Below are 18,168 nucleotides of genomic sequence, written 5' to 3' on the forward strand. Positions count from 1 at the left end.
TTCAAGGGGCTACCGGTCGGCCGCCCCCTAAACTGCCTCCCCATGAAAAGGCTGGTGATTCTGATTTCGGGGCGCGGTTCCAACATGGAGGCCATCGTCAAGGCCTGCAAGGCCGAAGGTTGGCCGGCCGAGGTGGCCGCCGTCATCAGCAACCGGCCCGACGCCGGTGGGCTGCAGTTCGCAGCACAGCACGGCATCGCGACGGCCGTCGTCGATCACAAGGCCTATGCCAGTCGCGAGGATTTCGACGCCGAGCTGGCCCAGGTCATTGACGGTTTTGCGCCCGATCTCGTCGTGCTGGCCGGCTTCATGCGCATCCTGACGCCCGGTTTCACCGCCCGCTACGCCCGGCGCATGCTCAACATCCACCCCTCGCTGCTGCCGGCCTTCACGGGCCTGCACACGCATGAGAGAGCGATCGAGATGGGCTGCAAGATTGCCGGGGTCACCGTGCACTTCGTGACCGCCGAGCTGGATCATGGCGCCATCGTCATGCAGGCCGTTGTGCCGGTGCTGCCGGGCGACGACGCCAAGGCGCTGTCGGCCCGCGTGCTGACAGCCGAGCATCGCATCTATCCGCAGTCGGTGCGCTGGTTTGTCGAGGGCGCGTTGGTGTGGGACGGCGAGGTCGTGCGCCACCGCGATGGCGCCCCCCAACATCTTTTTCTCGGTTAGACGAGGTTTTTGCGGGCCGAGCGCTGGGCCGCTCCCGAGCCGGCCCGGCTGGCGATGTGCTTGCGGCTCAATGCCGCAAGCATCGCCGTCCCCTCGGGGGACCGACCAGGCTTGCCCGCGTTTAGCGCGGCAGACTGGGCGAGGGGCTAACTGATCAGCCCAGCCAGGATATTGATCGACAGGGCCAGCACGCCGGTGTTGAAGACGAAGGCGAGCAGGGACTGGACCAGCACCAGGCGGCGCATGGAACGCGAGCTGACGCAGACATCGGAGGTCTGCGAGGTTGCGGCGACCGTGATCGAGAAATAGAGGAAGTCACCGTAGTCAGGCGGCTCCTTCTCGTCGCCCGGGAACTCCAGCCCATGTTCGCCCTTGCCCTTGCTGTGATAGCGGCTGGCATAGGCGATGCCGAACTCCACCGGCAGCAGCAGCCAGGAACCGGCAACCGTCGTCAGCGCGAGCAGCACATAGCGCGTGTCGTGCTGCTGCTTGGCGGCCTGCAGCTCCAGCGTGATGGCCGCCAGGCTGGCCAGGGCGCAAAGCACGGCCAGCATCAGCATCTGGATGACGCCTTCGTTCAGCTTTTGCGCGCGTTGTTGGACGTCCACCGTGCCCGCGCGCCCCAGCATCATCCAGAAAGCCAGCGGCAGATAGATCCAGACCACCAGGTTCCAGCCGATCAGCAGCCGCGTCTGCAGGCTCATCGCGACGGGCCAGGCCGCGGCCAGCGCGCTGCCCACGAGGATGGCCGTCAACAGGCGGGGGCGCAGGCGCAGCTGGGTCCAGAGCTTCATGCAAACAGGTTGGGATAATGGCGAAATGCATCCTAATGCCCTGCTGGAGCTGTGCGCCGAGCTGATCGCCGCCGTCAACAAGCTCGACGCGCCGGCCGACTCGACTGTCTCGGCCTTTTTCCGTCAACACAAGAACCTCGGCCAGCGCGAACGCGCGAGTCTTGCCGAGACCGTCTATGCGCTGCTGCGCGAGCGGCTGAAGTTCCAGAATCTGGCCCAGAGCGGCAGCGGCCCCATGCCGCGCCGCCTGGCCATGCTGGCCTGGCACGGCAGCGACAGCTTCCTGCGCGGAGCCCTGAGCCCCCAGGAGCAGCAATGGCTGCAGCAGGTCAACGCGATCGATCCGAAAAGCCTGGCGTCCAAGCTGCGCCACAACATGCCCGACTGGCTGGCCGAGCCGCTGCTGGCTCGCCTGGGCGAGCAAGAGTTCTGGAAGCTGGCCACCTCGCTGAACGAGGCCGCGCCGCTGGACTTGCGCGTCAACACGCTCAAGCTCAAGCGCGAGGAGGCCCAGGCCCAGCTCAAGGCGGCAGGCATCGAGGCCGAGGCGACGCCCTATTCACCCATCGGCCTGCGCATCGATGGCAAGCCGGCCCTGAACAAGCAGGAGCTGTTCACCAACGGCAGCATCGAGGTGCAGGACGAGGGCAGCCAGCTGCTGGCCCTGCTGCTGGCGCCCAAGCGCGGCGAGATGGTCGTGGACTTCTGTGCCGGCGCCGGCGGCAAGACCCTGGCCCTGGGGGCACTCATGCGCAATACGGGGCGGCTTTATGCCTTCGACGTCTCCGGCCACCGCCTGGATGCGCTGAAGCCGCGGCTGGCGCGCAGCGGTCTGTCCAATGTGTACCCGGCCCAGATCGCCCATGAGCGCGACGACCGCATCAAGCGCCTGGCCGGCAAGATCGACCGCGTGCTGGTGGACGCCCCTTGCTCGGGGTTGGGCACCCTGCGTCGCAACCCGGACCTGAAATGGCGCCAATCGCCCCAGTCCGTGACCGAACTGCAGGCCAAGCAGCGCGCCATCCTGGCCAGCGCGGCCCGTCTGGTGAAGCCGGGCGGTCGCCTGGTCTATGCCACCTGCAGCCTGCTGGACGCCGAAAACGAGGTGATTGCGAACGAATTCTCCGCCGCCCATCCCGACTTCAAGCCGTTGGCGGCGGAGGAGGCGCTGGTCAAGGCCCAGGTTGAGTGCGCCGCTGGACTCGTGGAAAACGGCGCACTCCGGTTGTGGCCCCACCGACACGCCACGGACGGATTTTTCGCCGTCGCGTGGGAGCGTCAGGGTTGACCCGGATCAAAGAACGCGTCCATTTGCACGCGGGCGCCTGAATGCGGTGCGCTAAACCCCTTGTTATTGGGGGCGTGCCCCTACAATTGACGTTCCTTTGCATGGCCGCTTCGGCCGGAGTCTTGGACGCATGAACGACATCCTGAACGCGCTGATCGACTGGGTGGGCTCCGGCCTGCTGGGCCTCAGCGTCTGGCAATTGGTGATCTATACGCTGGTGGTGACCCACATCACGATCGCTTCGGTCACCATCTTCTTGCATCGTGCCCAGGCTCACCGCGCCCTGGATCTCGGTCCCATCCCGTCGCATTTCTTCCGCTTCTGGCTGTGGATGACGACCGGCATGGTCACCCGCGAGTGGGTTGCCATCCACCGCAAGCACCACGCCAAGTGCGAAACCGAGGAAGACCCGCACAGCCCGCAGACCCGCGGCCTGAAGAAGGTCATGGCCGAAGGCGCCGAGCTCTACCGCGCCGAAGCCAAGAACGCCGAGACCATCGAGAAATACAGCCGTGGCACGCCGGACGACTGGATCGAGCGCAATATCTACCTGAAGCACAGCGCGCTCGGCGTGTCTCTGCTGCTGATCATCAACGTCGCGCTCTTCGGCGCGATCGGCGCGACCATCTGGGCCATCCAGATGGCCTGGATCCCCTTCTGGGCGGCCGGTGTCATCAATGGCATCGGTCACTTCTGGGGCTATCGCAATTTCGAAGCGCCCGATGCCTCGACCAATCTGACGCCCTGGACGCTGATCGTCGGCGGCGAAGAGCTGCACAACAACCATCACACCTACCCGACGTCGGCCAAGTTCTCGGTCAAGCCCTACGAGTTCGACATCGGCTGGATGTATATCCGCGGCCTGGAAATCCTGGGCTGGGCCAAGGTCCGCAAGACGGCGCCCAAGCTGAGCCTGGGCGAGATCAAGCCGGCCGACGCCCGCACGCTGGAGGCGCTGATCGCCAACCGTTACGAAGTCATGGCCAGCTATGCCCGTGAGCTGAAGGCTGCCTGTGCAGCCGAGCTGGCCAAGGTCAAGGCCGAGGGCGGCAAGCACACGGCGCGCTTTGCTGAGTTCAAGCAGGCCCAGCGCTGGCTGCACCGCGACGAAGACCGCATCCCGGTCGCCGTGCATGGCGATCTGGCCAATGCCCGTGCTGCCAGCCCGGTCATCGACAAGCTGGTGACCATGCGTGAAGAGCTGCGCCAGATGTGGACCCGCACCAATGTGTCGGCCGAGCAGCTGGTGGCCGACCTGCAAGCCTGGTGCCGCCGCGCCGAGGAAAGCGGCATTGCCGAACTGCAGGCCTTCTCGATGCGCCTGCGCGCCGCTCACGCTTGAGCCGCGACCGTTTCGCCGAAGTAAAGGGCGCCCCTGCGGGCGCCCTTTTTCTTGGGCTGGCCTAGACTTGGGGTATGCAGTCGCTGGATTAGGAGGCTTGCCATGAAGTTGCGCTGGATGACCCTGACCGTAATGGCTCTTGCCGCTGGCGCCGCGAGCGCTGACGTGCAAGTCCACTTCATCACCCCGGAGAAGTTCTCCGACATCAAGGACAACAACGGTTTCCGTCAGCCCGACGTGCTGAAGGACATCGAGGCTTACCTGGTGGCCCAGACGGAAAAGCGCCTGCCGGGGCGCAATGTGCGCATCGACGTGACGGACGTCGATCTGGCCGGCGAGGTTGAGCCGCTGTGGCGGCACAACGGCCAGTGGCTGCGCATCATGCGCGCCGTGACGTCGCCGTCTATCGAGATGAGCTGGGAAGTCCGCGAGGGCGACAAGGTCGTGCAGCAGGGCAAGACCCGCCTGCGCGACATGAACTACCAGGATGGCTTCAACAGCTATATGAGCGGCGACCCGTTGCGCTATGAAAAACGCATGATCGACCGCTGGATGCAGCAGGAGTTCAGCCCCACGGTGGCTGCCGCGCCGGCGCGCTGACTGCTTGGGCTGGTGCCCACAAAAGACAAAACCCGCCAGCGTTGCCGCTTGGCGGGTTTTGTTTTGGCTGAGAGAGCGGGACGGCCAAGCCGCCCGATGCATCACTTCAGCTTGATTTCCTTGTACAGGACGTGCTTGCGCGCCTTGGGATCGAACTTCATGAATTCGAGCTTTTCGGGCGTGGTCTTCTTGTTCTTGTTCGTCGTGTAAAAGTGGCCGGTGCCCGCAGTGGACTCCAGCTTGATCTTTTCGCGGCCGCCTTTGGATGCCATGGTCGTAATCCTTTAGTGAGTCAGTGAACGACGATCAGAGCTCGCCCTTGGCGCGCAGATCGGCGACGACTTGGTCGATACCGACCTTGTCGATCAAACGCAGAGCGGCGTTCGTGATGCGCAGGCGCACCCAGCGGTTTTCCGATTCCACCCAGAAACGGCGGTATTGCAGGTTCGGCAGGAACCGACGCTTGGTTTTGTTGTTGGCGTGGGAAACGTTGTTCCCGACCATGGGCTTCTTGCCCGTGACTTGACAGACGCGTGCCATGACGCTTCTCCGGTTTGACTTCTCTGACCAGCCGCCCAAACAACTCGGGCAGCCCTTTGACCGCAAATGCCTGCTAATCCGTCACTTGGCGCGTGGCCGAAAGCGTTGGATGCGGTCCATCCAGCAGGCAAGCCCGCGAGTGTAGCGGAAAACCCGCAAACCCGGAAGGCTTTTGCTCAACTGGCCTCTTGCTCCAGGAAGCGCTGGGCGTCCAAGGCCGCCATGCAGCCCGTACCGGCGCTGGTAATGGCCTGGCGGTAGATGTGGTCCTGCACGTCACCGGCGGCGAACACGCCTGGCACGCTGGTCATCGTCGCGAAACCGTTCAGGCCGCTCTTGGTGATGATGTAGCCGTCCTTCATTTCCAGCTGGCCCTTGAAGATGTCGGTATTGGGCTGGTGGCCGATGGCGATGAAACAGCCATGCACGGGGATGTCGGCCTTGGCGCCGTCCAGGGTGCTGACGGTGCGCACGCCGGTCACGCCCGAAGCGTCGCCCAGCACCTCGTCGAGCTGCTGGAAGAGGTGCAGCACGATCTTGCCGGCGGCGGCCTTCTCATGCAGCTTGTCGACCAGGATGGGCTCGGCGCGGAACTTGTCGCGGCGGTGGATCAGGTGGACGGTGCTGGCGATATTGGACAGGTAGAGGGCCTCTTCGACGGCCGTGTTGCCGCCGCCGACGACGCAGACTTCCTGGCCACGGTAGAAGAAGCCATCGCAGGTCGCGCAACCACTGACCCCGCGGCCCATGAAGGCCTGCTCGGAGTCCAGGCCCAGGTATTTGGCCGAGGCGCCGGTGGCGATGATGAGGGCGTCGCAGGTGTAGCTGCCGCTGTCGCCCGTCAGCGTGAAGGGGCGCTTGGAGAAGTCGACCGCGTTGATGTGGTCGAAGACGATCTGGGTCTGGAAGCGCTCGGCGTGCTCCTGGAAGCGCTGCATCAGCTCGGGGCCCTGGACCCCCATCACATCGGCCGGCCAGTTGTCGACTTCCGTCGTGGTCATGAGCTGACCCCCTTGGGCCATGCCGGTGATCAGCGTAGGCTTGAGATTAGCCCGTGCGGCATAGATGGCGGCGGTGTAGCCGGCGGGGCCGGAACCGAGGATGAGCAGGCCGTGGTGTTGGGTCGTAGCGGTCATGGCGGGGAAGATGAGGGCGGGTTGGCGGCTCACAAGGTAGTCTTAGGGGTGAAAACCCCGGCCTAACCCGATGCGGAGGAGCCTGCCGCGTGTGCACAATGCACGCCATTTTAGGCAGGCGCATTTATTAGCGTCGGCCTGGGGCCCAAACCTGGAGATTGCATATGGCGATGATTTCAAACCTCGACCTGATCCGCCGGGTGCCGCTGTTCTCGATGCTGACCACCGATCAGGCTCAGTCCATCGCCGACAGCGTCGTCAAGCGCCGTTTCAAGCGCGGTGAACTGATCGTCGAACAGGGCACCAAGTCCAACGCCCTCTTCATCCTGCTGAATGGCCGCGCCCGCGTGCTGACGGCCGATCACCGCGGCCGCGAGGTCATCCTGGCCGTGCTGCAGTCGGGCGACTATGTCGGCGAGATGAGCCTCATCGACAATGAGCCCCACTCCGCCACGGTGCGCGCCGAGGTGCAGACCGACATGCTGGTGCTGGGCCGCCTGGAGTTCGCACGCTGCCTGCCCGAGAGCAGCAGCCTGTCCTACGGCATCCTGCGCGGTCTGGTCGCGCGTCTGCGCAACGCCGACCGCCAGATCGAGTCGCTGGCACTGCTGGACGTCTATGGCCGCGTCGCCCGCACGCTGCTGGACATGGCCGAGGACGAGAAGGGCATCAAGCTCATCCGCGGCAAGGTGTCGCGCCAGGACATGGCCAAGGTCGTCGGCGCCTCGCGCGAGATGGTCAGCCGGGTCATGAAGGACCTGGAAGAGCGCGGCGTCATCGAAACGCTTGAGAACGGTTCGGTCGTCATCAAGGAACGGCTGACCCACGATTGACGGCGACAATGCGGGGATGAGTTTTCCCCTCGGTTCCCTGCTGGGCGGTGATGAAGCCGCCCCTGAAGCCGCACCTCCCGCCAAGCCCGCCCGCCGCCAGGCACCCAAGCGCGAGCCGGCTCCGCCGTCGGCCGCGTCGCGGCTGCTGCGCACGCCGCTGTGGCTGGCGTTGACGGCCTTTGCCCTGGCCTTGCTGGTGCTGGCCCTGGCGACCCATGATCTGCGCGATGCCGCCTTCAGCACCAGCGGCCAGCGCGAGCTGGTCCACAACCGCGTAGGCAGCTTCGGCGCCTGGGTGTCGGACGGCCTGCTCTTCATCTTCGGCTTCTCGGCCTGGTGGCTGCCGCTGCTGGCCCTGCGCGCGTGGCTGCGCAGCCTGGCCGGCCTGCTGCGCCATGACATCGCCCCGGTGCCGCGCTGGAGCCAGCGCGCGCGCTGGTGGGTGGGTGTGCTGCTGCTGATCGGCGCCAGCTGCGCATTGGAGTGGAGCCGCCTCTACGCATTGGAGCCGCGTGTGCCGGGCAGCCATGCCGGTGGCATCGTCGGCTACATCCTCGGCCCCATGGGCATGAAGGGCCTGGGTTTTGCGGGCTCCGGCGTCGTCTGGATCGTGCTGCTGCTGACGGGCATGGCCTGGGCCTTCCGCTTCTCCTGGGGCCACCTGGCCGAGCGCATCGGCGAGCGCATCGAGCAGCTGCGCGAGCAGCGCATCGAGAAGCGCGAGATCAAGGCCGACCAGAAGGCCGGCGAGCTGGCCGTGAAGGAACGCGAGCAGGAGGTCGAGGTCGAGCGCCAGATCGAGCGCCAGGTCGAAGCCGAACATGCGCCGCTGGTCATCGAGGCACCGGTCGTCGAGGTGCCGCAGTCCACCCGCGTCGCCAAGGAGCGCCAGCAGACGCTGTTCGTCGATGCCGGCGACGCCAAGCTGCCCCAGGTCGACCTGCTGGATGCCGCCCCCGGCCGCCAGGAGACGGTGACGCCCGAGTCGCTGGAAATGACCAGCCGCCTCATCGAGAAGAAGCTGCGCGACTTCGGCGTCGAAGTGCACGTCGTTGCCGCCTCGCCCGGTCCCGTCATCACGCGCTACGAGATCGAGCCGGCCACCGGCGTGAAGGGCTCGCAGATCGTCGGCCTGGCCAAGGACCTGGCCCGCTCGCTGAGCCTGGTGTCCATCCGCGTCGTCGAGACCATCCCCGGCAAGAACTACATGGCCCTGGAGCTGCCCAATGCGCGGCGCCAGACCATCCGCCTGTCCGAGATCCTGGGCTCCCAGGTCTATGCCGATGCCGCGTCCCAGCTGACCATGGGCCTGGGCAAGGACATCATCGGCCTGCCCGTCGTGGCCGATCTCGCCAAGATGCCGCACTGCCTCGTCGCCGGCACCACCGGCTCGGGCAAGTCGGTGGGCATCAACGCGATGATCCTCAGCCTGCTCTACAAGGCCGAGGCCCGCGATGTGCGCCTCATCCTCATCGACCCCAAGATGCTGGAAATGAGCGTCTACGAGGGCATTCCGCACCTGCTGGCGCCGGTCGTGACCGACATGAAGCAGGCCGGCAATGCGCTGAACTGGTGTGTCGGCGAGATGGAGCGCCGCTACAAGCTCATGTCCAAGATGGGCGTGCGCAACCTCGCCGGCTACAACAAGAAGCTGGACGAGGCCAAGGCCAACGGCATCAGCATCCCCAATCCCTTCGCGCTGAACAACGACGATCCCGAGCCGCTGGAGCGCCTGCCCTTCATCGTCGTCGTCATCGACGAGCTGGCCGACCTGATGATGGTCGTCGGCAAGAAGATCGAGGAACTGATCGCGCGCCTGGCGCAGAAGGCCCGCGCGGCCGGCATCCACCTCATCCTGGCCACGCAGCGCCCGTCGGTGGACGTCATCACCGGCCTCATCAAGGCCAACATCCCGACCCGCCTGTCCTTCCAGGTCAGCTCCAAGATCGACAGCCGCACCATCCTCGACCAGATGGGCGCCGAGGCCCTGCTGGGCATGGGCGACATGCTCTACATGCCCTCTGGCACCGGCCTGCCCATCCGCGTGCACGGCGCCTTTGTCAGCGACGACGAGGTGCACCGCGTTGTGGAGTACATCAAGTCCCAGGGTGAACCGAATTACATCGAAGGCATTCTCGAAGGTGGCGTGCTCGACGGCATCGACGGCGAGGCGCCGGCGCCGGGTGAAGCCAGCGGTGAGCAAGATCCCATGTACGACCAGGCAGTCGCCATCGTCCTACAGCATCGCAAGGCGTCCATCTCGCTGGTGCAGCGCCATCTGCGCATAGGCTACAACCGCGCCGCGCGACTGCTGGAGCAGATGGAGAACTCCGGCCTCGTCGGTGCCCTGGCCGCCAATGGCAGCCGCGAGCTGATTGTTCCCAAACGCGACGAATGAAAAAACTTCTGTTGTCCCTGACGCTGCTGCTCAGTGCCGCGGCCCACGCCGATGCCGTCGACGCGCTGCGCGCCTTTGCCAGCGAGGTGAAGAGCGGCAAGGCCAACTTCACGCAGACGGTCACCTCGCCCGATGGCAAGCGCAAGAAGGTGTCCTCGGGCAGCTTCGAGTTCCAGCGCCCCAACCAGTTCCGCTTCGCCTACGCCAAGCCCTTCGAGCAGGCCATCGTCGCCGACGGCCACAAGGTCTGGATCTACGACGCCGACCTCAACCAAGCCAGCTCGCGCAAGCTGGCCGACGCGCTGGGCGCCACGCCGGCGGCCCTGCTGGCCGGCACCAACATCGAACGCGATTTCACACTGAAGGCCCAGCCCAGCGATGGCGGCCTGGACTGGGTGCAGGCGGCCCCGAAGCAGGCCGAATCGACCATCCAGTCCCTCAAGCTCGGCTTCAAGGGCAAGGAGCTCGCGGCGATGGAAATCGTCGACGGTTTCGGCCAGCGTTCGCGGCTGGACTTCAGCGCCGTGCAGTCCAATGTGCCGGTCGCGGCCGAGCGCTTCCAGTTCAAGCTGCCGGCCGGAGCCGACCTCATCGAGCAGTGAGCGGGTCTCTCTTCGACGACGACCCCGTCCCCGACGCGATCCCTGCGCCGGCGGCGCCGCTTGCCGGCATCCCGCTCGCCGAGCGCCTGCGGCCCAGGACCCTGGACGAGGTCATCGGCCAGCGCCATCTGCTCGGGCCGGGCATGCCGCTGCGCGTGGCCTTCGACGCCGGCCGCCTGCACAGCATGATCCTGTGGGGCCCGCCGGGCGTCGGCAAGACGACACTGGCGCGGCTGATGGCCGGTGCCTTCGACGCGCAGTTCATCGCCATCTCGGCCGTGCTGGGCGGCGTCAAGGAAATCCGCGAGGCCGTGGAGCGCGCCCAGGTGGCCGCCGCCCAGGGCCGGCGCACCGTCGTCTTCGTCGATGAGGTGCACCGCTTCAACAAGTCGCAGCAGGACGCCTTCCTGCCGCATGTGGAGGCCGGTCTCTTCACCTTCATCGGCGCGACGACCGAGAACCCCAGCTTCGAGGTCAACTCGGCCCTGCTGTCGCGCGCGACCGTGCAGGTGCTCAAGAGCCTGGACGCCGAGGAGCTGGGCCAGCTGATCTCGCGAGGTGCCGCCGAGCTGGGTGTGCCTGAACCGACACCCGAAGCTGCCCAGCGCCTCATCGGCTATGCGGACGGCGACGCCCGCCGGCTGCTGAACGCCTTCGATACCGCGGCCTCACTGGCCCAGGGTGTGCAGATCGACGAGCCGCTGCTGGAGCGTGCGTTGGGCGAGCAACTGCGCCGCTATGACAAGGGCGGCGACCAGTTCTACGACGTCATCAGCGCCCTGCACAAGTCCGTGCGCGGCAGCAGCCCCGATGGCGCTCTGTACTGGTTCGCGCGCATGCTGGATGGCGGCGTCGACGCCCGCTACATCTCGCGCCGCCTGATCCGCATGGCCAGCGAGGACATCGGCCTGGCCGACCCGCGCGCCCTGCGCATCACGCTGGACGCCGCCGAGACCTACGAACGCCTGGGCACGCCTGAAGGCGAGCTGGCCCTGGCCGAGGCCGTCGTCTACCTCGCCATCGCGCCCAAGTCCAATGCGGTTTACAAGGCCTTCAACGAGGTCAAGGCCTTCATCAAGCAGGACCAGTCGCGTCCGGTGCCTGTGCACCTGCGCAATGCGCCGACACGGCTGATGAAGGACCTGGGCTATGGCAAGGCCTACCGCTACGCCCACGACGAGCCCAATGCCTATGCGGCCGGCGAGCAATACCTGCCGGACGGACTGGAAGGCCAGCGCTGGTACGAACCCGTGCCGCGCGGCCTGGAGCTGCGCATTGCCGACAAGCTGGCCGAACTGCGGCGGTTGGACGATGAAGCGTCTTAGCGCGGCCTTGTTCGCGCTGTGCGCGATCGCCGCGCAGGCAGCCGATGGCCCGACGCTGACGCGGGTGCGCGACACCGGCGTCATCGTCATCGGCTACCGGCCGGCTTCACTGCCCTTCTCCTACCTCGACGCCCAGCTGCGCCCCACCGGCTACACGGTCGAGCTGTGCGACCGCATCGTCGCGGCCGTGCGCACCAGGCTGCAGCTGCCCGACCTGGAAGTGCGCCGCGTCGAGGTGGCCTCGGCCACGCGCATGCCCCTGGTCATCAATGGCACGCTGGACCTGGAATGCGGCATCACGACGCACACTGCCGAGCGGGCCCGTCAGCAGGCCTTCTCTCTGACCATCTTCATCGCCGAGACGCGGCTGATGACGCGCGCCGCCGAACGCGCGCAGGGCCTGTCAGACCTGCGCGGCCTGCCGGTGGCGTCCACCATCGGCACGACCAGCATCCAGCACCTGGCCAAGGTCAATGAGCAACAAGGCCTGGGCATCCGCATCCTGGGTGGGCTGGACGATCCCGAGGGCTTCCAGCTGCTGCGCAGCGGCCGTGCCTCGGCTTTCCTGATGGACGACGTGCTGCTGCGTGCCTTGCTGGCCCAGCAGGGGCCGGGTGCCGATGACTACCGCATCTCCGACCAGGCCCTGACGGTCGAGCCTTATGCGATTGGTTTGCGCAAGGGGGACCCGCAGTTCAAGGCGCTGGTGGACGAAGTGCTGACGGGGCTGTATCGCAGCGGCGAGATCCATGCGATCTACCGCCGCTGGTTCGAATCGCCATTGCCGTCTCAAGGGCTCAACCTCAAGCTGCCGATGAGCGCGGCCTTCCGCCGCGTCATTGCCAATCCGACGGATTCGCCGGATCCGGAAAAGTACCGCTGATCAGCGCCGCGTGCCGTAATACATCCAGAGGCCTTCGAGGCCGCTGAGGACAAGGAACGCCAGCCCCAAAGGCAGGAGTGAGTGGTCGACAAGGGACCAGTAGACCGCCAGGCCCGCACCCCCAAGAGATACGGCATGCACCGCAACGCCAAGCGGCCAACTGTCGAGTGGATTCCTTCGCTTGTCGGGCTGGAACTTCATGAGCCAACTCTAGCGGAAGGTATCCAACACGATGCCATGCCGATTGAGCTTGTCATACAGCGTCTTGCGCGGCGTGCCCAGCAGTTCCATCGCGGCGGGCACCTTGCCGTGGCAGCGGCGCAGGGCCTGCTCGATGAGGGTCTTCTCGACGAGGTCCATCTGCCGCGCCAGGTTCAAGGAGGGCAGGGCCTGCAGGGCGGCCTGGGGGTCGAGGTCGTCCAGGGCCAGCACGAAGCGGTCGGCGGCGTTGCGGATCTCGCGCACATTGCCCGGCCAGTCGTGGGCCATCAGCTCGCGCAGCTTCTCGGGCGTCAGCTCGGGCGCGGCGCGCTCGTAGCGGGCGCAGGCCTGGGCGACGAAATGCTCGAACAGCAGCGGGATGTCCTCGCGACGCTCGCGCAGCGGCGGCAGGTTGAGCGTGGCGATGTTGAGGCGGTAGTAGAGGTCGTTGCGGAACTCGTTGCGCTGGGCCTGTTCGCGCAGATCGCCCTTGCTGGCGGCGATGAAGCGCACATTGACCGGCAGCTCCTCGTTGGAGCCCAGGCGTTCGATGCGCCTTTCCTGCAGCACGCGCAGCAGCTTGATCTGCAGAGCGATCGGCATGGTCTCGATCTCGTCCAGCAGCAGGGTGCCGCCATTGGCATGCTCGATCTTGCCGATGCGGCGCTTGGCCGCACTGGTGAAGGAGCCGGGCTCGTGGCCGAAGAGTTCGCTCTCGAACAGGGCCTCGGGCAGGCCGCCGCAGTTGATGGCGACGAAGTGGCGGTCGCGGCGCGCGCTCTGGTCGTGCAGGCAGCGCGCCACCAGCTCCTTGCCGGTGCCGGTCTCGCCGACGATGAGGACGTCGGCCGAGGTGCCGGCCAGGTTCAGCACCTGGCGGCGCAATTGCTGCATGGCGGGTGACTGGCCCAGCAGGGCGGCTTCGATGCCACTGGCGCGCTGCAGCTGCGTGCGCAGCTCGTCGGCCGAGTGGCGCAGGGTGCGCAGGTCCAGGGCGCGGCGGGCGACGTCCAGCAGGCGCTCGGGCGCGAAGGGCTTCTCGATGAAGTCGTAGGCGCCGGCACGCATGGACTGCACGGCCATGGTCACGTCGCCATGGGCCGTGATGAGGATGGTGGGAATGCTCGCGTCCGTCGCCTGTACATGGGCGAGCAGGGCGCGGCCATCCATGCCAGGCAGGCGCACGTCGGTGATGACGATGATGGGTGCGCCGGGCTGGATATGGGGCAGGGCCTCCTCGGCGCTGCGGCAGGGGATGACGGCCAGGCCTTCCAGCTCCAGCGTCTGCGTCAGGCTGACCCGCACGGGCATGTCGTCCTCGACGAATACGACCTTGTAGCCCTCAAACATCTTGGCTCTCCCACGTGTCGACGCCCAGGTCGAACTCGAAACTCATGCCGCGCTCGAGGCGGACCGCGCGCAGCGTGCCGCCGAACTCATGCACGATCTTGGCCGAAATCACCAGGCCCAGGCCCAGGCCTTCGCCGGCCGGCTTGGTGGTGAAGAAGGGCTCGAAGAGGTGGGACAGCTGTTCGTCACCGACACCGGCGCCGCTGTCCTGCACCTGCACGAGCACTCGACCCCCGCCGTCCTGTGCGGTGGCCCGCACAAGCAAGCGGCGCTCGGCTTCGTTCTGCATGGCGTCGATGGCGTTGCCGAACAGGTTGACCAGCACCTGCTCCAGCCGGTTGGCCTCGGCGCGCACGCGCAAGCCGCCGGGCACGTCGATTTCCATCGCGATGCCGAGCGTCCGGCTGCGGTGCTCCAGCAACACCTGGGCATTGCGCACGCTCTCCAGGAGCGACACGACGCCGGTGACCTGCTCGTCGGCCTTGCGTGCAAAGCTCTTCAGCTGGCGCGTGATCTGGCCCATGCGTTCGACCATGTCGTCCATCAGCTTCAGATTCGTCGCCACCGCGTCCTGTCGCCCGTTTTCCAGCAGGCGGATGGAGTTGCGCGCCAGCGCCCGCAGCGCCGTCAGCGGCTGGTTGACTTCGTGGGACAACCCGGCCGACATCTGGCCCAGCACCGCCAGCTTGCTGGCCTGCAGCAGCTCGCCCTCGGTCTGCAGGCGCTGGGCGATCTGGGTCTTCAGCGCGTCATTGGTCTGGCGCAGCTCTGCGGTGCGGCTGTCCACCAGTTGCTCGAGCTGGACATGGGTCTGCTTCAGCTCGGTCTGGGCCTTGGTGAGCTGGCGCAGCGCACGGCGGCGTGAGGACAGATAGAGGGCGAGCAGGCCGATGCTGGCGCCGAAGGCTGCACCGCCCCAGGCGGCGATTTGGGCCCGCTGCTTGACCTCGGTCAGGTCGGACAGGGCGACCAGGCGCAGGCCCAGGGGCACCAGCTGGCGCTGCTGGGCCAGCATGGCGGCCTGGCCGGGCAGCTTGACCTGCAGGCCCTGGTGCACCTCCAGCGAGGCCGGCAATTCGAGATTGGGCCCGATGGCCTGGGGGTAGCGGGCGCTGGCCTGCAGGGCCTGGCGGCGCGAGGGGTCGGCGTGGCCCAGCACGGCGTATTTCCAGGGCTGGACCGAGCTCATGATGACGACGTCCTGGTCGTCGGCGATCAGGATGCGTTCGTTCTGCGAGCGCAGGCCGAGATCGATCCACGTGGCCTCCAGTGGCGCGAGATTGAAGCGCACCGCGATGACGGCGGGATCATGATTCGCCGGCTGGGCGGCTGGTGAGGGCAGGGGTGCGCGCACCACCGGCGCCAGGGGATGCAGCAGGTAGAAATCGGTGCTGCCCGTGTTCGCGTCGGCGGCGAAGAAATGGGTGCGGCCCTGGGCCAGCGCTTCGGTCAAGCGCGGCGGTGGTGTCAGCACCTCGCTGGCAGACAAGACATGGCCCTGGGCGTCGGCGACAAAGATCTGGCTGGTGCCGGCGCGCACATTGACGCGCGCCAGCATCTGGCTGGCGGCCCGCCTGGCCTCGGTGTTTTCGGGGGCCGTCCTCAGGGCCTGCAGCGTCGGATCGATGGCCAACAGGCTCGGCAGCGATGAATGACGACCCAGCTCGGCGGCCAGGTTGGAGGCATAGAGCTCCAGGCGCTCGGTGCTCAGCGCCGACAGCTGCTCGCGGCCGCTGCGCTCACTCAGGCGGTGTGCGAGCACGAAGCCCAGCACCATCAGCAGGCCGGTCAGGAAGAGATGGAAGCCCGGCCGGCTCAGCAGGCGGAACAGGCGCAGCGCGCGTGGGCGAAGAGAGGCAGACACAACCATGGCAGGGGGCCGTGTAGTTTGCCCATCCCCGCTGCCTCAAGACAGGCCCGAAACCAGTTTTTTCAGCGTTGGCGGAGAACCGCTCTCGCACCGTCAGGTTTGTGCGGATTTCCGCCCAGTTTTCGGCAGCCGACACTCGTGAAATCTGACCAGGCCCGCCCCCGTGGGACGGATCGAACGGTCGGCTGTTTCATACCGTCGGTGAATACCCTTGAAACGCCGTCATTGGCACGAGGGTTGCGATTTAACGCAGGTCGCGTGGCGCATGCTGCGCCCAACGAAAATTTTCTGGAGCCCTCATGGAGACTCTGATTCAACAGATCATCAACGGCCTGGTGCTGGGGAGCATGTATGCCCTCGTCGCCCTGGGCTACACGATGGTCTACGGCATCATCAACCTCATCAACTTCGCCCACGGCGAGATCCTGATGGTCGGCGCCATGGTCAGCTGGACGCTGGTCACGCTGCTGGCGGATTCCGGCATCCCCGGCTGGCTGTTGATGCTGATCGGCCTCGCGGCCGCCATCGTCGTCTGTGCCACCTTGAACTACGCGGTCGAGAAGATCGCCTACCGGCCGCTGCGCAATGCGCCGCGCCTGGCGCCGCTGATCACCGCCATGGGCATGTCGCTGCTGCTGCAGGTGCTGGCGATGATCATCTGGAAACCCAATCCCAAGCCCTTCCCGCTGCTGCTGCCGACGACGCCCTTTGATCTGGGTGGTCCCGTCATCACGGTCACGCAGTGCCTGATCCTGGGCCTGACGGTCTGCATCCTGGCCGGCCTGATGTACCTGGTGAACTACACCCGCCTGGGCCGCGCGATGCGCGCCACCGCCGAGAACCCGCGCGTGGCCGGCCTGATGGGCGTCAAGCCCGACTTCATCATCTCGACCACCTTCGTCATCGGCGCTGCACTCGCCGCAGTCGCCGGCCTGATGTGGGCGGCCAACTACGGCACCGTGCAGCACACCATGGGCTTCATGCCCGGGCTGAAGGCCTTCACGGCCGCGGTGCTGGGCGGCATCGGCAACCTGGCCGGCGCCGTCGTGGGTGGCGTGCTGCTGGGCCTGATCGAGGCCATCGGCGCAGGCTACCTCGGTGACCTGACCGGCGGCGTGCTGGGCAGCCACTACGCCGACATCTTCGCCTTCGTCGCCCTCATCCTCGTGCTGACGCTGCGCCCCTCGGGCCTGCTGGGCGAGCGTGTGGCCGACCGCGCCTGAAGGGAAACAAGACATGGACAGCAAGAAAATCTTCACCTTCCTCGCCGCCGCCATCGGCCTGCTGGTTGTGCCGTTGTTCGCACAGCAGCTGGGCAACGGCCCGGTCCGCATCATCGACCTGGCCCTGCTCTATGTGCTGCTGGCCCTGGGCCTGAACATCGTGGTGGGCTACGCCGGCCTGCTGGACCTGGGCTACGTCGCCTTCTACGCCGTCGGCGCCTACATGTTCGCGCTGATGTCGAGCCCGCACCTGAGCGAGAACTTCGAGGCGTTCCGGGCCGCGTTTCCGGACGGCCTGCATTCGCCGCTGTGGCTGGTCATCCCGGCCGGCGCGGCACTGGCGGCCTTCTTCGGCGTGATGCTGGGGGCGCCGACGCTGAAGCTGCGCGGCGACTACCTCGCCATCGTCACGCTCGGCTTCGGCGAAATCATCCGCGTCTTCCTGAACAACCTCGAGTACCCGGTCAACGTGACCAACGGCCCGCGCGGCATCGGCCAGATCGACTCCTTCCACGTCTTCGGCGTGGACCTGGGCAAGTCCTGGGACGTCTTCGGCTTCACGCTGCCTTCGGTAACGCTGTACTACTACCTCTTCCTGGCTCTGGTGGTGGCGGGCGTGGTGATCTGCTATCGCCTGGAAAACTCCCGCATCGGCCGCGCCTGGATGGCCATCCGCGAGGACGAGATCGCCGCCAAGGCCATGGGCATCAACACCCGCAACCTGAAGCTGCTGGCCTTCGGCATGGGCGCCACCTTCGGCGGCGTGTCGGGCGCGATGTTCGCGAGCTTCCAGGGCTTCGTGTCGCCCGAGTCCTTCAGCCTGCAGGAGTCGGTCATGATCGTCGCCATGGTGGTGCTGGGTGGCATCGGCCACATCCCGGGCGTCATCCTCGGCGCGCTGATGCTGTCGGCCCTGCCCGAGGTGCTGCGCTACGTCGCCGGCCCGCTGCAGCAGATGACCGATGGGCGTCTGGACGCCTCCATCCTGCGCCAGCTGCTGGTGGCTCTGGCCATGATCGGCATCATGCTGGCCCGCCCGCGCGGCCTGTGGCCGTCGCCGGAGCACGGCAAGGTCGCACCGCCGGCGGCCAAGTGAGGGGAGCACGCA

The 18,168-nt window shown here is 66.6% G+C and carries 18 protein-coding genes; 11 read left to right on the plus strand and 7 right to left on the minus strand.

Annotation, left to right across the window (positions count from 1 at the left end; translation table 11 throughout):
* The first annotated feature begins 42 nt into the window (after positions 1–42).
* On the plus strand, positions 43–675 hold the full coding sequence (gene purN / locus ACS5PN_RS01440) for a phosphoribosylglycinamide formyltransferase (protein WP_439462165.1): 633 nt from the start codon (positions 43–45) through the stop codon (positions 673–675).
* A 146-nt stretch (positions 676–821) separates the two neighbouring features.
* Here the strand turns inward: purN and ACS5PN_RS01445 are convergent, their stop codons facing one another.
* Positions 822–1,469, minus strand: coding sequence for a DUF1345 domain-containing protein (locus tag ACS5PN_RS01445; protein WP_439462166.1), 648 nt, complete (start codon positions 1,467–1,469; stop codon positions 822–824).
* Positions 1,470–1,494: 25 nt separating this feature from the next.
* On the opposite strand from ACS5PN_RS01445, the gene ACS5PN_RS01450 reads away from it, so the two are divergent.
* The 3 genes from ACS5PN_RS01450 (at position 1,495) to ACS5PN_RS01460 (ending at position 4,699) form a co-directional block, all read left to right on the plus strand.
* Positions 1,495–2,757 (plus strand): RsmB/NOP family class I SAM-dependent RNA methyltransferase, encoded by a 1,263-nt coding sequence (locus tag ACS5PN_RS01450; protein WP_439462167.1) that lies wholly within the window; start codon positions 1,495–1,497, stop codon positions 2,755–2,757.
* A 130-nt stretch (positions 2,758–2,887) separates the two neighbouring features.
* Positions 2,888–4,099: a DesA family fatty acid desaturase gene (locus ACS5PN_RS01455; protein WP_439462168.1), complete on the plus strand. Its 1,212-nt coding sequence runs from the start codon at positions 2,888–2,890 to the stop codon at positions 4,097–4,099.
* Between the two features lie 102 nt (positions 4,100–4,201).
* Complete coding sequence (locus ACS5PN_RS01460) at positions 4,202–4,699, plus strand: DUF3016 domain-containing protein (RefSeq protein WP_439462169.1); 498 nt, start codon at positions 4,202–4,204, stop codon at positions 4,697–4,699.
* 101 nt (positions 4,700–4,800) lie between these two features.
* On the opposite strand, the gene rpmG is transcribed toward ACS5PN_RS01460, so the two are convergent.
* The 3 genes from rpmG to trxB form a co-directional block, all read right to left on the minus strand.
* Positions 4,801–4,971, minus strand: coding sequence for a 50S ribosomal protein L33 (rpmG, locus tag ACS5PN_RS01465; RefSeq protein ID WP_025564431.1), 171 nt, complete (start codon positions 4,969–4,971; stop codon positions 4,801–4,803).
* A 34-nt stretch (positions 4,972–5,005) separates the two neighbouring features.
* Positions 5,006–5,239 (minus strand): 50S ribosomal protein L28, encoded by a 234-nt coding sequence (gene rpmB, locus ACS5PN_RS01470; protein WP_025564080.1) that lies wholly within the window; start codon positions 5,237–5,239, stop codon positions 5,006–5,008.
* Positions 5,240–5,415: 176 nt separating this feature from the next.
* Positions 5,416–6,375 carry a thioredoxin-disulfide reductase gene (gene trxB, locus ACS5PN_RS01475; RefSeq protein ID WP_439462170.1) on the minus strand — a complete coding sequence of 320 codons (960 nt, stop codon included), beginning with the start codon at positions 6,373–6,375 and terminating at the stop codon, positions 5,416–5,418.
* Positions 6,376–6,539: 164 nt separating this feature from the next.
* On the opposite strand from trxB, the gene ACS5PN_RS01480 reads away from it, so the two are divergent.
* Genes ACS5PN_RS01480 through ACS5PN_RS01500 form a run of 5 tightly spaced genes read left to right on the plus strand, consistent with a single transcriptional unit; the run spans position 6,540 to position 12,416 of the window.
* A complete protein-coding gene (locus ACS5PN_RS01480) occupies positions 6,540–7,208 on the plus strand; it encodes a Crp/Fnr family transcriptional regulator (protein WP_025564077.1) in 669 nt (222 codons plus the stop codon).
* Positions 7,209–7,224: 16 nt separating this feature from the next.
* Entirely contained in the window at positions 7,225–9,606 is a 2,382-nt protein-coding gene (locus ACS5PN_RS01485; RefSeq protein ID WP_439462171.1) for a DNA translocase FtsK, read from the plus strand.
* Positions 9,603–10,208: an outer membrane lipoprotein chaperone LolA gene (lolA, locus tag ACS5PN_RS01490; protein ID WP_439462172.1), complete on the plus strand. Its 606-nt coding sequence runs from the start codon at positions 9,603–9,605 to the stop codon at positions 10,206–10,208. Before ACS5PN_RS01485 ends, lolA begins: the two co-directional genes overlap by 4 nt.
* Before the next feature lie 38 nt (positions 10,209–10,246).
* Positions 10,247–11,533 (plus strand): replication-associated recombination protein A, encoded by a 1,287-nt coding sequence (locus tag ACS5PN_RS01495; protein ID WP_439463681.1) that lies wholly within the window; start codon positions 10,247–10,249, stop codon positions 11,531–11,533.
* Positions 11,520–12,416, plus strand: a complete 897-nt coding sequence (locus ACS5PN_RS01500; protein WP_439462173.1) for an amino acid ABC transporter substrate-binding protein — start codon at positions 11,520–11,522, stop codon at positions 12,414–12,416. Before ACS5PN_RS01495 ends, ACS5PN_RS01500 begins: the two co-directional genes overlap by 14 nt.
* On the opposite strand, the gene ACS5PN_RS01505 is transcribed toward ACS5PN_RS01500, so the two are convergent.
* Genes ACS5PN_RS01505 through ACS5PN_RS01515 form a run of 3 tightly spaced genes read right to left on the minus strand, consistent with a single transcriptional unit; the run spans position 12,417 to position 15,837 of the window.
* Positions 12,417–12,617: a hypothetical protein gene (locus ACS5PN_RS01505; RefSeq protein WP_439462174.1), complete on the minus strand. Its 201-nt coding sequence runs from the start codon at positions 12,615–12,617 to the stop codon at positions 12,417–12,419. It lies immediately after the preceding gene.
* 9 nt (positions 12,618–12,626) lie between these two features.
* Positions 12,627–13,967 (minus strand): sigma-54-dependent transcriptional regulator, encoded by a 1,341-nt coding sequence (locus ACS5PN_RS01510; RefSeq protein WP_439462175.1) that lies wholly within the window; start codon positions 13,965–13,967, stop codon positions 12,627–12,629.
* Positions 13,960–15,837, minus strand: coding sequence for a sensor histidine kinase (locus ACS5PN_RS01515; protein ID WP_439462176.1), 1,878 nt, complete (start codon positions 15,835–15,837; stop codon positions 13,960–13,962). The genes ACS5PN_RS01510 and ACS5PN_RS01515 overlap by 8 nt, the downstream gene beginning before the upstream one ends.
* A gap of 299 nt (positions 15,838–16,136) precedes the next feature.
* Here ACS5PN_RS01515 and ACS5PN_RS01520 point away from each other — a divergent pair, with 299 nt between their 5' ends.
* Both ACS5PN_RS01520 and ACS5PN_RS01525 read left to right on the plus strand, forming a co-directional pair.
* Positions 16,137–17,060, plus strand: a complete 924-nt coding sequence (locus ACS5PN_RS01520) for a branched-chain amino acid ABC transporter permease (RefSeq protein WP_439462177.1) — start codon at positions 16,137–16,139, stop codon at positions 17,058–17,060.
* 13 nt (positions 17,061–17,073) lie between these two features.
* Positions 17,074–18,156 (plus strand): branched-chain amino acid ABC transporter permease, encoded by a 1,083-nt coding sequence (locus tag ACS5PN_RS01525; RefSeq protein WP_439462178.1) that lies wholly within the window; start codon positions 17,074–17,076, stop codon positions 18,154–18,156.
* Positions 18,157–18,168 lie beyond the last annotated feature (12 nt).

This window comes from Roseateles sp. NT4 (genome assembly GCF_051857475.1).
Taxonomy (GTDB): Bacteria; Pseudomonadota; Gammaproteobacteria; order Burkholderiales; family Burkholderiaceae_C; genus Pelomonas.

Bases quoted from the DNA above. Each gene is read 5' to 3' on its own strand.
- purN (WP_439462165.1), top strand. From the start codon at position 43: ATGAAAAGGCTGGTGATTCTGATTTCGGGGCGCGGTTCCAACATGGAG.
- ACS5PN_RS01445 (WP_439462166.1), bottom strand. From the start codon at position 1,469: ATGAAGCTCTGGACCCAGCTGCGCCTGCGCCCCCGCCTGTTGACGGCC.
- ACS5PN_RS01450 (WP_439462167.1), top strand. From the start codon at position 1,495: ATGCATCCTAATGCCCTGCTGGAGCTGTGCGCCGAGCTGATCGCCGCC.
- ACS5PN_RS01455 (WP_439462168.1), top strand. From the start codon at position 2,888: ATGAACGACATCCTGAACGCGCTGATCGACTGGGTGGGCTCCGGCCTG.
- ACS5PN_RS01460 (WP_439462169.1), top strand. From the start codon at position 4,202: ATGAAGTTGCGCTGGATGACCCTGACCGTAATGGCTCTTGCCGCTGGC.
- rpmG (WP_025564431.1), bottom strand. From the start codon at position 4,971: ATGGCATCCAAAGGCGGCCGCGAAAAGATCAAGCTGGAGTCCACTGCG.
- rpmB (WP_025564080.1), bottom strand. From the start codon at position 5,239: ATGGCACGCGTCTGTCAAGTCACGGGCAAGAAGCCCATGGTCGGGAAC.
- trxB (WP_439462170.1), bottom strand. From the start codon at position 6,375: ATGACCGCTACGACCCAACACCACGGCCTGCTCATCCTCGGTTCCGGC.
- ACS5PN_RS01480 (WP_025564077.1), top strand. From the start codon at position 6,540: ATGGCGATGATTTCAAACCTCGACCTGATCCGCCGGGTGCCGCTGTTC.
- ACS5PN_RS01485 (WP_439462171.1), top strand. From the start codon at position 7,225: ATGAGTTTTCCCCTCGGTTCCCTGCTGGGCGGTGATGAAGCCGCCCCT.
- lolA (WP_439462172.1), top strand. From the start codon at position 9,603: ATGAAAAAACTTCTGTTGTCCCTGACGCTGCTGCTCAGTGCCGCGGCC.
- ACS5PN_RS01500 (WP_439462173.1), top strand. From the start codon at position 11,520: ATGAAGCGTCTTAGCGCGGCCTTGTTCGCGCTGTGCGCGATCGCCGCG.
- ACS5PN_RS01505 (WP_439462174.1), bottom strand. From the start codon at position 12,617: ATGAAGTTCCAGCCCGACAAGCGAAGGAATCCACTCGACAGTTGGCCG.
- ACS5PN_RS01510 (WP_439462175.1), bottom strand. From the start codon at position 13,967: ATGTTTGAGGGCTACAAGGTCGTATTCGTCGAGGACGACATGCCCGTG.
- ACS5PN_RS01515 (WP_439462176.1), bottom strand. From the start codon at position 15,837: ATGGTTGTGTCTGCCTCTCTTCGCCCACGCGCGCTGCGCCTGTTCCGC.
- ACS5PN_RS01520 (WP_439462177.1), top strand. From the start codon at position 16,137: ATGGAGACTCTGATTCAACAGATCATCAACGGCCTGGTGCTGGGGAGC.
- ACS5PN_RS01525 (WP_439462178.1), top strand. From the start codon at position 17,074: ATGGACAGCAAGAAAATCTTCACCTTCCTCGCCGCCGCCATCGGCCTG.